This window comes from Leifsonia sp. 2MCAF36, from assembly GCF_052115525.1.
In the GTDB taxonomy this organism is placed as follows: Bacteria; Actinomycetota; Actinomycetes; order Actinomycetales; family Microbacteriaceae; genus Leifsonia.
Map to the genome: position 1 here is coordinate 1 of NZ_JBFRGV010000003.1, position 12,275 is coordinate 12,275.

Annotated in this window: 12 protein-coding genes; 4 read left to right on the forward strand and 8 right to left on the reverse strand. The window is 72.9% G+C overall.

The features are described from left to right. Positions 1–54 precede the first annotated feature (54 nt). A complete protein-coding gene (locus AB4079_RS05395; RefSeq protein WP_441786268.1) occupies positions 55–1,632 on the reverse strand; it encodes a DUF7059 domain-containing protein in 1,578 nt (525 codons plus the stop codon). 63 nt (positions 1,633–1,695) lie between these two features. Here AB4079_RS05395 and AB4079_RS05400 point away from each other — a divergent pair, with 63 nt between their 5' ends. From AB4079_RS05400 to AB4079_RS05415, 4 genes are all read left to right on the forward strand, one after another. After that, a complete protein-coding gene (locus AB4079_RS05400; protein WP_441786269.1) occupies positions 1,696–1,971 on the forward strand; it encodes an acylphosphatase in 276 nt (91 codons plus the stop codon). 127 nt (positions 1,972–2,098) lie between these two features. Then, positions 2,099–2,992 (forward strand): aminodeoxychorismate lyase, encoded by an 894-nt coding sequence (locus AB4079_RS05405; protein WP_441786270.1) that lies wholly within the window; start codon positions 2,099–2,101, stop codon positions 2,990–2,992. 144 nt (positions 2,993–3,136) lie between these two features. Next, positions 3,137–3,472: a hypothetical protein gene (locus AB4079_RS05410; protein ID WP_441786271.1), complete on the forward strand. Its 336-nt coding sequence runs from the start codon at positions 3,137–3,139 to the stop codon at positions 3,470–3,472. Positions 3,473–3,485: 13 nt separating this feature from the next. Further along, the gene (locus AB4079_RS05415; RefSeq protein WP_441786272.1) at positions 3,486–4,097 is read left to right on the forward strand and encodes a dihydrofolate reductase family protein; all 612 of its coding nucleotides are present in this window, start codon (positions 3,486–3,488) and stop codon (positions 4,095–4,097) included. On the opposite strand, the gene AB4079_RS05420 is transcribed toward AB4079_RS05415, so the two are convergent. Genes AB4079_RS05420 through AB4079_RS05450 form a run of 7 tightly spaced genes read right to left on the reverse strand, consistent with a single transcriptional unit; the run spans position 4,075 to position 12,269 of the window. Continuing rightward, a complete protein-coding gene (locus AB4079_RS05420) occupies positions 4,075–4,854 on the reverse strand; it encodes an alpha/beta hydrolase (RefSeq protein WP_441786273.1) in 780 nt (259 codons plus the stop codon). The genes AB4079_RS05415 and AB4079_RS05420 overlap by 23 nt on opposite strands. Beyond that, on the reverse strand, positions 4,851–5,639 hold the full coding sequence (locus AB4079_RS05425) for an HpcH/HpaI aldolase/citrate lyase family protein (RefSeq protein WP_441786274.1): 789 nt from the start codon (positions 5,637–5,639) through the stop codon (positions 4,851–4,853). The genes AB4079_RS05420 and AB4079_RS05425 overlap by 4 nt, the downstream gene beginning before the upstream one ends. Then, positions 5,636–6,823: a CaiB/BaiF CoA transferase family protein gene (locus AB4079_RS05430; protein WP_441786275.1), complete on the reverse strand. Its 1,188-nt coding sequence runs from the start codon at positions 6,821–6,823 to the stop codon at positions 5,636–5,638. The genes AB4079_RS05425 and AB4079_RS05430 overlap by 4 nt, the downstream gene beginning before the upstream one ends. After that, positions 6,820–8,844: a formylglycine-generating enzyme family protein gene (locus AB4079_RS05435; protein ID WP_441786276.1), complete on the reverse strand. Its 2,025-nt coding sequence runs from the start codon at positions 8,842–8,844 to the stop codon at positions 6,820–6,822. Before AB4079_RS05435 ends, AB4079_RS05430 begins: the two co-directional genes overlap by 4 nt. Then, positions 8,819–9,748 (reverse strand): ribokinase, encoded by a 930-nt coding sequence (locus AB4079_RS05440; protein WP_441786277.1) that lies wholly within the window; start codon positions 9,746–9,748, stop codon positions 8,819–8,821. Before AB4079_RS05440 ends, AB4079_RS05435 begins: the two co-directional genes overlap by 26 nt. After that, on the reverse strand, positions 9,745–11,127 hold the full coding sequence (locus AB4079_RS05445; RefSeq protein ID WP_441786278.1) for an ADP-ribosylglycohydrolase family protein: 1,383 nt from the start codon (positions 11,125–11,127) through the stop codon (positions 9,745–9,747). Before AB4079_RS05445 ends, AB4079_RS05440 begins: the two co-directional genes overlap by 4 nt. After that, positions 11,127–12,269, reverse strand: coding sequence for an ADP-ribosylglycohydrolase family protein (locus AB4079_RS05450; RefSeq protein WP_441786279.1), 1,143 nt, complete (start codon positions 12,267–12,269; stop codon positions 11,127–11,129). Before AB4079_RS05450 ends, AB4079_RS05445 begins: the two co-directional genes overlap by 1 nt. Positions 12,270–12,275: the final 6 nt, after the last annotated feature.

A 12,275-nucleotide genomic window follows, 5' to 3' on the forward strand; every position in this document is an offset into this window, starting at 1 on the left:
GCCGGGCGGCGGGGCGGCGGGCGGCGGGTCGGCGGGCGGCCGGACGGCGGGGCGTCAGGCGCGCAGGAAGCCGTCCACGAGCAGGCGGCGTACCGCCGCGAGCAGCTCGCGCCGGAGGGCGCCTTCGTCCACCTCCAGCAGCTGCGCCAGCGCCGCGGCGATCGCGCCGACGCTGAGCTCGCCGTCGCAGGCGCCGACCAGGGCCGCCAGCCCGGTGTCGGCCGAGACGACCCGGCCGAAGCCGCCGCCCTGCCGCAGCAGGATGGCCGTGGGCGCGTCGGCTCCCGGCCAGAAGTGCCGCTCCTCCGTCACGTCGCCCGCGACGACGGGACGCAGCCGCGACAGGGCATCGTCGTCGAGGCCCGCCTGCAGATCGTGGCCCGCCAGCGCAGCTCCGACATGCACCCCGAGCCCGGCCTCGTTCGCGCCGACCGACCCGTGCAGCCGCTCGAAGCGCCGGAGCGTCGGAACGCCCTCCGCCCGGCGCAGCAGCAGGTAGCCGAACCCGACCGAGCGCACATCGCGGGCCTCAAAGTCGCCTAGCCAGGCGTCGAGCAGCCGCTCGAACTCCGGTGTCCCCTGCCGGGTGCCGCCGTCGCGGATCCACGTCTCTGCATAGCGGACGGCGTCCTCCACGTCGCGCTCGATGACCCATGCGTCGAGCGGCGCCGCCGACGCGTCCACCCAGCGGCGGACCCGTTCCAGCCCGTCGCCGCTGCCGCGGTACTCCCAGTTGCCCAGCAGTTGCGCGACACCGCCCGGCGTGAGATGGTCACCGCAGCCCTCGACGAAGGATGCGACCAGCGCATCCCCGACCATCCCGCCGTCGCGGTACTCGTACGCGGGAACGCCCTCCGACCGCGGGGTGATGACGAACGGCGGGTTCGAGACGATGTGGTCGAAACGCTCCCCCGCGACCGGCTCGAACATGCTCCCGAGCCGCAGCTCGACGCCGTCGATCTCGTTCAGCGCCAGGTTCAGGGCGGCGAGCCGCAGGGCGCGCGGGGAGATGTCGGTGGCGACGACCCGGCGGGCGTGGCGGGCGGCGTGCATCGCCTGGATGCCGCATCCGGTGCCCAGGTCGAGCGCGCTCTCCACGGGGTTCTGCAGCATCAGCCCGCTCAGGGTGAGGGATGCGCCGCCGACGCCGAGCACGTGATCCTCGGGGAGCGCGTGGCCGAGGGCCAGCTCACCGAGGTCGGACACGATCCACCACTCGGCGGGGCCGGCCGCGTCCACGAAGGCGTACGGGCGTAGGTCGACGGCGGCCCGAACGGTGTCGTCACTGTCGGTGTCGGCGTCGCCGGTGTCGTCGCCGCCGGTGTCGTCGCCGCTCCTGTCGGCGCCGACCGTGATGAGCCCCAGGGACGCGGCCCCGTCCATCCCGAGGGACGGGAGAGCGGCGGCCACGTCGTCGCGCGGAACCGGCCGCGACAGCACGAACAGTCGCGCGAGCGTCGCCAGTGCGGACGGCTCACGGCGGGCGAGCGACCGTTCGGCCGGGATGCGCTGCCCGCGGTGCAGCGCGTCCGCCGCCTCCTCGCCCCACAGCTGGGTCAGAGCGTCGACGGTCAGTCCGGCGGCGATCAGGTCGGAGCGGAGCTGGCGGATGCGGTCGGCGGGTTCGCTCATCCCCCCATTCAAACAGCAGCCCGGTGGGGACGAGAATCGCGGGAGCGGGGGCACAATGGGGCTGTGATCCGCAGGAGAGCGATCGTGACAGGGGGCGTCCAGGGCGTCGGCTTCCGCTGGGGCGCGCGGGAGGCCGCGCAGCGCATCGGCGTGACCGGGTGGGCGCGCAACCGCCTCGACGGCAGCGTGGAGGCCGAGGTCGAGGGGTCGCCCGAGCAGGTCGACCGGATGCTGGCCTGGTTGCGCTCCGGTCCTCCCGGCGCTGCCGTCGAGACCGTCGCCGTCTCCGACGCAGCCCCTGTCGGCGACTCCGCCTTCCGCATCCGCGAAACCGCCTGACCTCCTCCCCTGCGCCCCGCCCCGCCCCCCGCCGTCGAGTACACACAAACTGCACGCTCCAGGGCCGATCCGCGTGCAATTCGTGTGTACTCGACGGTGGGGGGATGTGCGCGTGCAGAATGGGGGGATGACGCGCGCGACTCTGCTGACCATCACCACGCCCACCGGAACGCCCGAGGCCGGGGATCCCGGCTACGTCGTGGCCGACTTCGACGCGCCGCAGGTGCGCATCACCGACCTCTCGGTGACCCGCGGCGACGGCGTGTTCGAGACGGTCGCCGTCATCAACGGCCACCCGCAGGCGCTGGAGCCGCACCTCGCCCGGCTGGCGCACTCCGCCGAGCTGCTCGACCTCCCTGTTCCGGCGGTCGATGTCTGGCGGGAGGCCGTTCAGGCGGGGGTGGCCGACTTCCTGACCCGGCACGGCGCCGTCGACGCCGAGCTCTTCGCGAAGCTGATCTACACCCGTGGCGTCGAGGGCTCCGGTTTCCCGAGCGGCTGGCTCTTCGTCGACGTCGGCGAGGACTTCTCCCAGGCGCGCCTCGGCATCCGCGTCGTCACCCTCGACCGCGGCCTCCGCCACGACGTCGCCGAGACGTCGCCGTGGCTGCTCGCCGGCGCCAAGACCCTCTCGTACGCGGTCAACCGCGCGGCGCAGCGGGAGGCCGTCCGCCGCGGCGCCGACGACGTCCTGTTCGTGAGCAGCGACGGCTTCGCCCTCGAGGGCCCGACCTCCAACGTGGTGACGCTCACCGATGGGGTGGTCCGGACGCCGAACACCGACCAGGGCATCCTGGCCGGAACGACCCAGGCCGCGGTCTTCGACTTCTTCCAGGCCCGCGGCCTGCGCACCGAGTTCGCACCGCTGACCCTGAACGACGTGCAGGCGGCCGACGCGATCTGGCTGGTCTCCAGTGTCCGCCAGGCGGCGCCGGTCACACACCTCGACGACCGCGAGTACCCGGTGGATGCGGCGCTCACCGCTGACCTGAACACGTACCTCCTCGCCCGCACGGAGTGAGCGGTAGACCTTCCGTGTCACCCCGATTCGACGGCCGTCGGCGGCAGCGCCTAGGCTGATTCCACTGCGCGGGCGACGGAGCCGGCGCGACGGCGGCCGCACCACGCAGCGCCGTCCACGACCCCGGGGAAGGGAGGGTGCGAGGTGAGCGAACAGGTGCCGCGCAGCATCGAGCTGCTTCGTCAGCAGGCGCGCGACGAGCTGTCCGCGATCATCGAGCACCGCTGCCGTGCCGGCGAGGACCCCTGGCAGTTCATCCCCGACCTCCCCAGTGTGGACGAGCAGGTCGTCATCGGTCTGCGGGCCGGAGCGATCGAGGACTTCGACCTCGCCGAGGAGCAGTCCCGGGCGCATCATCCCTCCGCAGGTCGCGACGTGTTCACACGGTTCGAGTACGGCGTGCTGCGCCGGATCGCCCTGGAGCACCCCGAACTGAGCGAAGCGGTCTGGGGGATGCTCGACAAGGTGGAGCGTGCCTGACTAGCCTTCCCGCATGGGAATCGTCACCGCCGACATCGGGATCTCGCTGGACGGCTTCGCCGCCGGACCGAACCAGTCGCTGGAGAAACCGATGGGCGAGGGCGTCGACGGGCGCCTCCACACCTGGATGTTCGAGAGCGCCGACGCCCACCAGGCGGAGATCGACGCCATCACGACGGCCGGCGCCTACGTGATGGGCCGCAACATGTTCGGCCCGGTGCGTCACGAGTGGCCGGGCCCGGACGAGCCGCTCGGCGACTGGGCCGGCTGGTGGGGCGACGAGCCGCCGTACCACGCCCCTGTCTTCGTGCTCACGCACTACGCCCGGGAGCCGCTGGAGCTGACCGGCACCACCTTTAGCTTCGTGACCGACGGCATCCATGCGGCGGTCGAGCAGGCGCGCGTCGTGGCGGGCGAGGCCGACGTGTCCATCGCCGGCGGAGCGGAGACGCTCAACCAGGCGCTGTGGGCGGGGATCGTCGACGAGGTGCGGCTGCACATCGTGCCGCTCACGCTGGGGGCCGGCGAGCGCGTGTTCGACCGCGTCCCGCCGCTCGACCTGCAGCTGATCCGGGAGCGGGTGACCCCCGAGGTCGCCCACCTCACGTACCGCGTGCGGCGCTGAACGCCCACTGCAGCGCGGGTCGCCAAGTCTCCCAGCCGTGGCCGCCGGGGAACGTCCGGAGTTCCGTGCGGATCCCGGGCACCCGCTCCGCTCGGCCGACGAGCCTGCCCGCCTGCGTGGCGACGGCCGCCGTCTCCGGTGCTCCGGGATGCGCTTGCTCGTGGTCGCCGACCGCCACCAGGAGCCGGGTGGTCACCCCGGCCGGGTACGCGGCGAGCGTGGTTCCGTAGCCCAACCGCTCGTAGACCGCGTGGTCGTAGCGGGCCGACTCCGTGCCGAAGGCACCCGAGTCGAGCGCCGACGACCCCTCGGGAGGGTCGGGGTCGTAGACGGCCGGGCTGAGGGCGATCACGGTGCCGAAGGTCTCGGGATGCGCAAACCCGAGCCGCACGGCCCCAGCTCCGCCCATCGAGTAGCCGGCGACCGTGCGGGCGTCCCGGCGGCACGTGACCGGGAGGGTCGCCTCCAGCCGGCCCACCAGGTCCTGGACGATCGCCGTCTCGATCGCCTGCCCGTCCGGATGCGCGGAGTCGACCCAGTAGCCGGCGCGGTCGAGCCACGGCGCATCCGGGATCGCGACGACGCCGGGCGGCAGCAGGTCGAAGACAGGCTCCCAGCTCTCGGCCCCGTCGCCGCGGCCGTGCAGCAGAACGGTGAGCGGATGCGGCCCCGGCCCCTCCGGCCGTACCAGGAGGAAGCGCAGCTCCTCGCCCAGCGCGGCGCTGCGGAGGCTCACCCATTCGGGCCGCCGTCTCATCGGCTCAGGATTGCTCGTGCTCGGGCCGCCATCGCTGCATCCACCATCTGCCCGTCGGCCAGTGTGGCGACGCCGTCCGCGCCGAGCGCTTCGAGGACGGCGTGCGCCCATGCGAGCTCGTCCTCCCGCGGCCGGAACACCTCGCGGATCACCGCCAGTTGCCTGGGGTGGATGGCCGAGCGCCCGTGCCAGCCGAGCCGGCGGCCGCGCTCGCTGTCTGCGCGCAGTCCGTCCAGGTCACGAATCCCGGGGTAGGCGGCGAGCATGGGCGCGGGCAGGTCGGCGGCGCGGGCAGCGACGAGCAGCCGCAGCCGGAGGTGATCGAGCACGAGGTCATCGCGCGTGCCCAGTTCTGCGGCCAGGTCCGACTCGCCCGCCCCCAGCGCGGTGGTCGCGGGATGGGAGGCCAGTTCGAACGCGCGCTCCAGGCCGAGTGCGGACTCCACCAGCACGGTGAGCGGGACGCCGGGCGCCAGCTCGGCGATGCGATCGAGCTCGGCCGGCGACTCCACTTTCGGCAGCCGCAGTCCGAAGGCGGCGGCGGTCGCGGTCAGCGCGACGACTTCATGCTCCGCGCCGCGATTGATGCGCACCTGGATCGCCGGGCCCGGGGCGACATCCCGGCCGGTCAGCCAGTCGGTGACCGACGCGAGCGCAGCATCTTTCCGGTCCGCTGCGACGGCGTCCTCCAGGTCGAAGATGACGATGTCCGCATCCGCAGCGACCGCCTTCTCGAAGCGGTCCGGCCGATCGCCGGGCACGTAGAGGGCGGTGGTGGCGGTCATACGACCCCCCTCTCGCGGAGCGCCGCGAGCTGTTCCGGCGTCACCCCGATCTCCGCGAGCACGTCCGCCGTGTCCTCGCCGTGGCGGCGGCCCGCCCAGCGGATGGCGCCCGGTGTCTCGGAGAGCCGGAACAGCACGTTCTGCATCTTCACCGGTCCCAGTTCGTCGTCCGGGACCGTCTGGACAGTCCCCAGGGCCCGATACTGCGGGTCCGCCAGGATGCCGCGCACGTCGTACACCGGGGCGATGGCGGCCTCCGCCGCCTCGAACGCCGCGATCACCTCGCTCGTCGGCCGCGCCACGATCCACGATCCGACGGCCTCGTCGAGCTCGTCCGCATGCTCGGCGCGGGAGTGACCGCTGGAGAACCACGGCTCGGCCACCACCTCCTCGCGGCCGACCAGGCGCAGGACGCGCTCGGCAATCGACTGCGAGCTGGTCGAGACGGCCACCCAGTCGCCATCGCCGGTGCGGTAGACGTTGCGCGGAGCGTTGTTCACCGAGCGGTTGCCGGTGCGCGGCTGCACGATCCCGAGCTGGTCATAGGCCGTGATCTGCCCCCCGAGCAGCATGAGGATGGGCTCGATGATCGCGAGGTCGATGACCTGACCGCGGCCGTCGCGCTCCGCGGCACGCAGGGCGACGGCGACGGCGTACGCGCAGCTGAGCGCGGCGATTCCGTCGGCGAGCCCGAACGGTGGCAGCGTCGGCGGTCCGTCCGGCTGGCCCGTCAGGGCGGCGAACCCGCTCATCGCCTCCGCGAGGCTGCCGAATCCCGGGCGCGACGAGTACGGACCCGTCTGTCCGAACGCGGTGACCCGCGCGATGACCAGGCGCGGGTTCGCCTCCTGCAGCCGTTCGGGCGAGAGTCCCCAGCGTTCCAGGGTCCCGGGCCGGAAGTTCTCGATCAGCACGTCCGCGTCGGCGGCGAGGGCCAGCAGCAGTTCGGCGCCGGCGGGATCCCCGAGGTTCATCGTGACGGTCCGCTTGTTGCGGCCGAGCGTCTTCCACCACAGGTTGACGCCGTCCCTGGCCGGTCCATGCCCGCGGGCGGCATCCGGCCGGGTGGGATGCTCGACCTTGATGACGGAGGCGCCGAAGTCGCCGAGGAAGGTCGCCGCGAGCGGTCCCGCGAACAGCGTGGAGACGTCCAGCACCCGGACGCCGTCGAGCGGAGCAGTCATAGGGCGTCCTCCTGATCCCACGCCAGCCGGAAACCGATGCTCGGCGAGCGGTCGACCCCGAGTCCCGGCAGCAGGTACTTGAAGCTGAAGGACGGCTCCCGGAGCCCGCCGTCGGCGTACCAGTCTGAGCCCTCCGAACGGTGCTCCGCGCCGCCCTTCAGAAGCACGAACCGGGTGATGCCGTCGTCGTGCTCGCTCTCGGTCAGGTTCCAGACTGCGGGATCCCGCCGCTCGATCCCCGTCTCGGCGGCGAGCTGCCACTCGAACTCGTCGGGCAACCGTGCTCCGGCCCAGGCGGCGTAGACCCGTGCATCGGTCAGCGAGACGCCGGTCACGGGCGCGTCCGCTGCGGCGTCCTGCGTTCCCACCAGGAAGCGGTGAGCGACGGCCGGCCGGTAACCGGTCTCGTCCAGGAAGGCGCGGAACTCAGCGACGGACACCTCTCGCGCGGCGACGGCGACCGGATGCGGAAGGGTGACGGTGAGGGTCTCGGCACGGTCGTCGTGCAGACGCGGTGGGAGCGGCTTCCACTCCTCGACGTAGGGCGCGCCCTGGTAGAAGCCGGTCTCACGGCGGCGGTACGTCACGACGATGTCGCGCGTCCCGGCGTCCACGAGCACAGCGTCGGCCGGGATGGATGCGGAGAGAGACCGGGCGGGGCGCACCCGCACCGACTCCCGCGCCGGGAACGCGGAGTCGGACGACGCCGTGTCGTCGGCCGCCGCGACGAGCAGCTCGGCGATGCCGGCAGGCTCCGGAGTGCCGGGCGCGAGCTCGAGAATCCCTGCGATCCCTCGCGCCGGCACTGTGATCGCGCGCACATCCCGCACACCGGCCGTCACGTCGTACCGGCGGGCGCCCTCGGCGAGGTCGCCGGCGAGTGGATCGCCGTGCCAGTCGGCATCGCCGCGGTTCACGATCGTCCACAGTGCGTGTCCATCGAGAGCCCACCGGGACACGTAGACGCCGGCCCCGACGGCAGCGTCCGTCGCGCCGTCGAGCGGCGACCACTCCCCCGCCACGAGCAGCTCGCTGAGTGCGCGCTGCACGCGCAGCATCCGTCGCAGCGTCCCCTCGTCGCGCGGGTTCCAGCCGACCCAGACGCCGAACACCGCATCCCAGACCAGGATGCCGGTGCCGTTCATCCAGGCGGCCTGCAGCTCGGCGCTGTGGTCGCGGTTCCAGCGGCGGACGCCGTGCATCATGTGCCGCCGCTCGAACCAGTGCGCGCGCATCACGCCGGGCGCCTCCGAGTCGGCGAACCACTGCGCCCAGCTGAGCTGGTGATCCTGGATGCGCTGGTTCGGCACCCGCGACTCGCCCTCGAGCACCTGCGCCGGCGTCGCGCCGAGCAGCGCCGCGACCAGGGCGGAGTCGCCCTCCTTCATCGTGTCGAGGAAGACGCCGTCCACGCCGAACTCCTGAACCAGCCAGGCGAGCTCGTCGGCGTCGGGACCGGCGGCGCGCCGGGTGCCGACATCCCACGGGTTGTAGTCGACGAACACCCGCAGGCCGCGTTCGTGGAAGCGGTCCACGACGTCCTGCAGACCGGGGACGTCGCAATAGAAGTCGAACTGGTTGCGGTCGTCGATCCCGATGACCGGATAGGCGTGCCACAGGACGACCCCGTCCAGGCCGCCCTGCGCGGACACCGCTTCGAGGAAACCGTCGACCGTGAACTCCTGGCGCTGGTGGTCGAACAGCCGGTCGTCCCACAGCCACACCTGCGCGACCGCGTAGGCCGACTGCGCCCAGCGGGTCTCCGGTCGGTCGTAGAGTTCGCCGGTGTAGCCGAGACGGTCACGCGCCTCCTCACGCCAGGCGGCCAGCTCCTTGCGCCACGCAGGCCAGTCCGCCGGGTCGTCCGGCGCCGCGAACACCTTCACGATGTCGCCCGTCTCGGGCGGTAGCCCACCGCCGATGGGCAGCGCCGTCGGCCGGTCGATCGGCCGCGGTACGAGCGGGTCGAACTGGTTGGTGCTGGCCTCGTCGGGGTCAGCTGCGGTCGGCGACGAAGGCACGGATCTCCTCGAGCGTGGGGATGGACGGGACAGCGCCCGGGCGCTGCACAGACAGCGCGGCGGCGGCCGTGGCGAAGCGGGCTGCGGCCGCCAGCGACGCGGAGCGGTCGGATTTGATCGCGGTGCGACCGCCCGCGCGGTCCAATTCCGCGGCGAAGGCGCCGCAGAAGGTATCGCCCGCGCCGGTGGTGTCCACCACTGCGACGCGGTGGGCGGGGACCGAGACGGGCTCCGCCCCGAAGGGCACCACCAGGCACCCCGCTCCGCCCAGGGTGAGCACCACAGACCGGCCGTCGGCCGCGAGTGCGGCTGCGGCCTCTCCGGGCGTCACGGTTTCCGGTGCCAGCAGTGCGGCCTCGTGCTCGTTGACCACCAGGATGTCGACCCTCTCGAGCAGCTCTGCCGGGAGGTCGCGCACCGGAGCTGCGTTCAGCACCACGAGTGCACCGGCCGCCCGAGCCTGCGTCGCCGCCTCGACGACGGTCTCCAGCGGTGTCTCCAGCTGCAGGAGGAGCACGTCGGCTGCGGCCAGTGCTTCCCGCTCGTCCGGCCGCAGTCCGGTCAGGAGGGCGTTCGCGCCCGAGTCGACCACGATGCTGTTCTCGCCCGCCGGGTCGACGGTGATGAGCGCGGTCCCGGTGGGGGCGTCGACGCGGCGATCGAGAACGGTCGCGCCCGTCGCACGGGCCTCGGCGGCCAGGCGGTCGCCCGCTGTGTCGCTGCCGAGCGCGACCACGAACGTGACGGCGGCTCCCGCTCGCGCAGCGGCAACGGCCTGGTTGTTGCCCTTGCCGCCCGCGACGGCGTCGGCCGACCGGGCGAGCACGGTCTCCCCCGGCGACGGGATGCGGTCGACCCGGTAGACGAGGTCGAGGTTCGCGCTGCCGACGACGACGGTGCTCATGCCGCCACCCCCCGGGTCCGTCGAGCGAGCTCGCTGAAGCGCACGTCCGAGAAGCCCGGCACCGACGTGGCCAGCCGGTCGTGCAACGGGTCGATCCACCGGCCGGGCAGCGCGGCGGCGCCGGTGAGCGCGCCGGCGATCGAGCCGGCGGTGGCACCGACGGAGTCGGTGTCCCAGCCGCCGGAGACGGCCAGCGTGATGGTCCGCTCGAACTCGCCTGCCCCGCGTGCGAGTGCGAAGGCGAGCAGTGCGGCGTTGTTCAGCACATGCACCCAGTGCAGCCCCCCGAACTCGGCATGCAGCGCATCGACGGCGGCGACATCGTCGAGGTCGGAGGCGGCGAGCTCGACCCCGCGGCGGACGGCGGCGGCGTACCGGCTCTGCGCCGGGACGACCGACAGGCCGGCGCGCAGCACCTCATCGATCGGGGTGCCGGCGACGGCCGCACTGCAGGCCGCAGCGACGAAGAGCGCCCCGTAGACGCCGTTACGGCCGTGGCTCAGCGCCGCGTCCGTCCACGCCAGGCGCGCGGCGGCGACGGGGTCGCCGGGCGTCGTCCACCCGTACACATCGGTGCGGATCTGCGCGCCGATCCAGTCCCGGAACGGATTCCCGACCCGGCCGGCGACAGCGGGCTCGAACCCGTCCAACAGGTTGCGGTACGTGATCCGTTCCGCCGTGAAGACCCGGCCGCCGGGCAGCGCGTCGAGCCAGGACTGCGCGACATCGTCGGTGGTGAAGCTCCGGCCGCGCGACTCCAGCAGCTGCAGGGCGATCAGCGGGAAGTTGAGGTCGTCGTCCTCCGGCATCCCGTCGATGTTCTCGACGAGGCTGGTCGGCCGGCTGCGACGGTTCCAGGGGTAGCGCTCCGCGACCGCCGGATCGAGACCGATCTCGGTGAAGTACGACCTGATCGGCCAGTTGCCCGTCGAGCGCGCAATTGCACGGATGCCCTCCAGCGAGACCTTCTCGACCGGTTTCCCGAGCAGGCAGCCGGCCGCCCGCCCGAGCCACGCGCCGAGGAGGCGATCGTCGAGACGCCCGCCGACGTCGCGCGGGCCGCCAGCGGCCGGCCGGCCCGCAGCCGAATGGCCGTCGCCCGGCGACGCCGCAATGATCTCGTCGAAACCCTCCGGCTCCGCCGCGACCAACTCCGCGGGGTCGGGACGCTCGTCCACCTCCCGCAGCACCTCGCGCGCCAGCCGGCGCAACGGCTCGGCAGCCGGCTCCGGCGTCGCACCACTGACCGGCGCGGACGCCGCTCCGCCTGCGTCGCGCCAGCGCTCGCGCAGGTCGGCGACCTCGCGGCCATCGAGCTCCGCCGCCACGAACGCGTGCGGCACCAGGTCCTCCGGTTGCGTCCAGGACAGGCGCAGCATCACACCGCCTCGGCGTCGATCAGCGCGTACGCCGAGCGACCCGCGGCGACGACGTCCGCCCGCCGCGCGTCCTTCGCCCACACATCCCGCGCGACGGACGCCATGACCGGCCCCGTCGCCGTGACATCGATGCGGCTGCTTTCCGAGACGGCCGTGAGCCACTCCTGCGGGACGACCTCCAGGCCGCCCAAGGCTCCGGCGATCGACCCGGCCATCACGGCGATGGAGTCCGAGTCGCGGCCGTAGTTGACCGCGCCGAGCACCGCCTCGCGGTAGTCGCCGCCGGACGCGATCAGCATGCCGAGAGCGATCGGCAGCTCTTCGATCGACTTCGTGCGGCTCGGGATGCGCGCATCCCGAGCAGGTGCACGGTAGTGCGGGCCGACCGTGTCGAACGGCTCGACCGCAGCCCGGAGCACGCTGAGTCCGGCGCGCCAGTCGGTGACCCGGGATGCGGCCTCCGCGACCGCTTCGATGGCGTCGCGGGTTCCGTCCTTCGCCAGCCGCAGCGCGGTAGCGATCACCGTGTCCAGGTCCGCTCCCGGCCGCATCGCCTCGGCGACGGCGGCGGCGAACACTCCAGCAGCCTCCCGGCCGTAACTGGACTGGTGTGCGCCGGCCACATCGATCGCTTCGGCGTACGCTGCGTCCGGTGCGCCCGCGTTGACGATGCCGATCGGCCCGACGTACATGGTGGCGCCGCAGTTCACGATGTTGCCGACGCCCGCCTCGCGCGGGTCGATGTGGCCGTAGTGCAGCCGGGCGACCATCCACTTCTCGGCCAGGAAGATGCGCTGCAGCAGCAGCGCTTCGGACTCGAACTCCGGGATCCAGCGCTTCTCGCCGATCAGCAGCGGGACGAGGTGGTCGGCGATCGCGTACGCGTCCAGGTGGTCGCGGAGCGTGTCGTACACCTCCACCAGCGCGTTCGTCATCAAGGTGTCGTCGGTGATGTGGCCGTCGCCCTTGTGGTAGGGCGCGATCGGTCGCGCGTTCCGCCAGTCGGCGAGGAACGGAGGGACGATGCCCTGGATGAAGCCGCCGTAGCGCTCCTGGATGGCCTCGGGCGTGTTGCCCTCGGCCGCTCCCCCGATCGCGTCTCCCACGGCCGCGCCCGCGAGCGCGCCCGTGCTTGAGTTCACCAGGGC

Excerpts from the sequence above, each read along its gene's own strand:
- AB4079_RS05395 (WP_441786268.1), bottom strand. The coding sequence starts at position 1,632 with ATGAGCGAACCCGCCGACCGCATCCGCCAGCTCCGCTCCGACCTGATC.
- AB4079_RS05405 (WP_441786270.1), top strand. The coding sequence starts at position 2,099 with ATGACGCGCGCGACTCTGCTGACCATCACCACGCCCACCGGAACGCCC.
- AB4079_RS05415 (WP_441786272.1), top strand. The coding sequence starts at position 3,486 with ATGGGAATCGTCACCGCCGACATCGGGATCTCGCTGGACGGCTTCGCC.
- AB4079_RS05420 (WP_441786273.1), bottom strand. The coding sequence starts at position 4,854 with ATGAGACGGCGGCCCGAATGGGTGAGCCTCCGCAGCGCCGCGCTGGGC.
- AB4079_RS05425 (WP_441786274.1), bottom strand. The coding sequence starts at position 5,639 with ATGACCGCCACCACCGCCCTCTACGTGCCCGGCGATCGGCCGGACCGC.
- AB4079_RS05430 (WP_441786275.1), bottom strand. The coding sequence starts at position 6,823 with ATGACTGCTCCGCTCGACGGCGTCCGGGTGCTGGACGTCTCCACGCTG.
- AB4079_RS05440 (WP_441786277.1), bottom strand. The coding sequence starts at position 9,748 with ATGAGCACCGTCGTCGTCGGCAGCGCGAACCTCGACCTCGTCTACCGG.
- AB4079_RS05445 (WP_441786278.1), bottom strand. The coding sequence starts at position 11,127 with ATGCTGCGCCTGTCCTGGACGCAACCGGAGGACCTGGTGCCGCACGCG.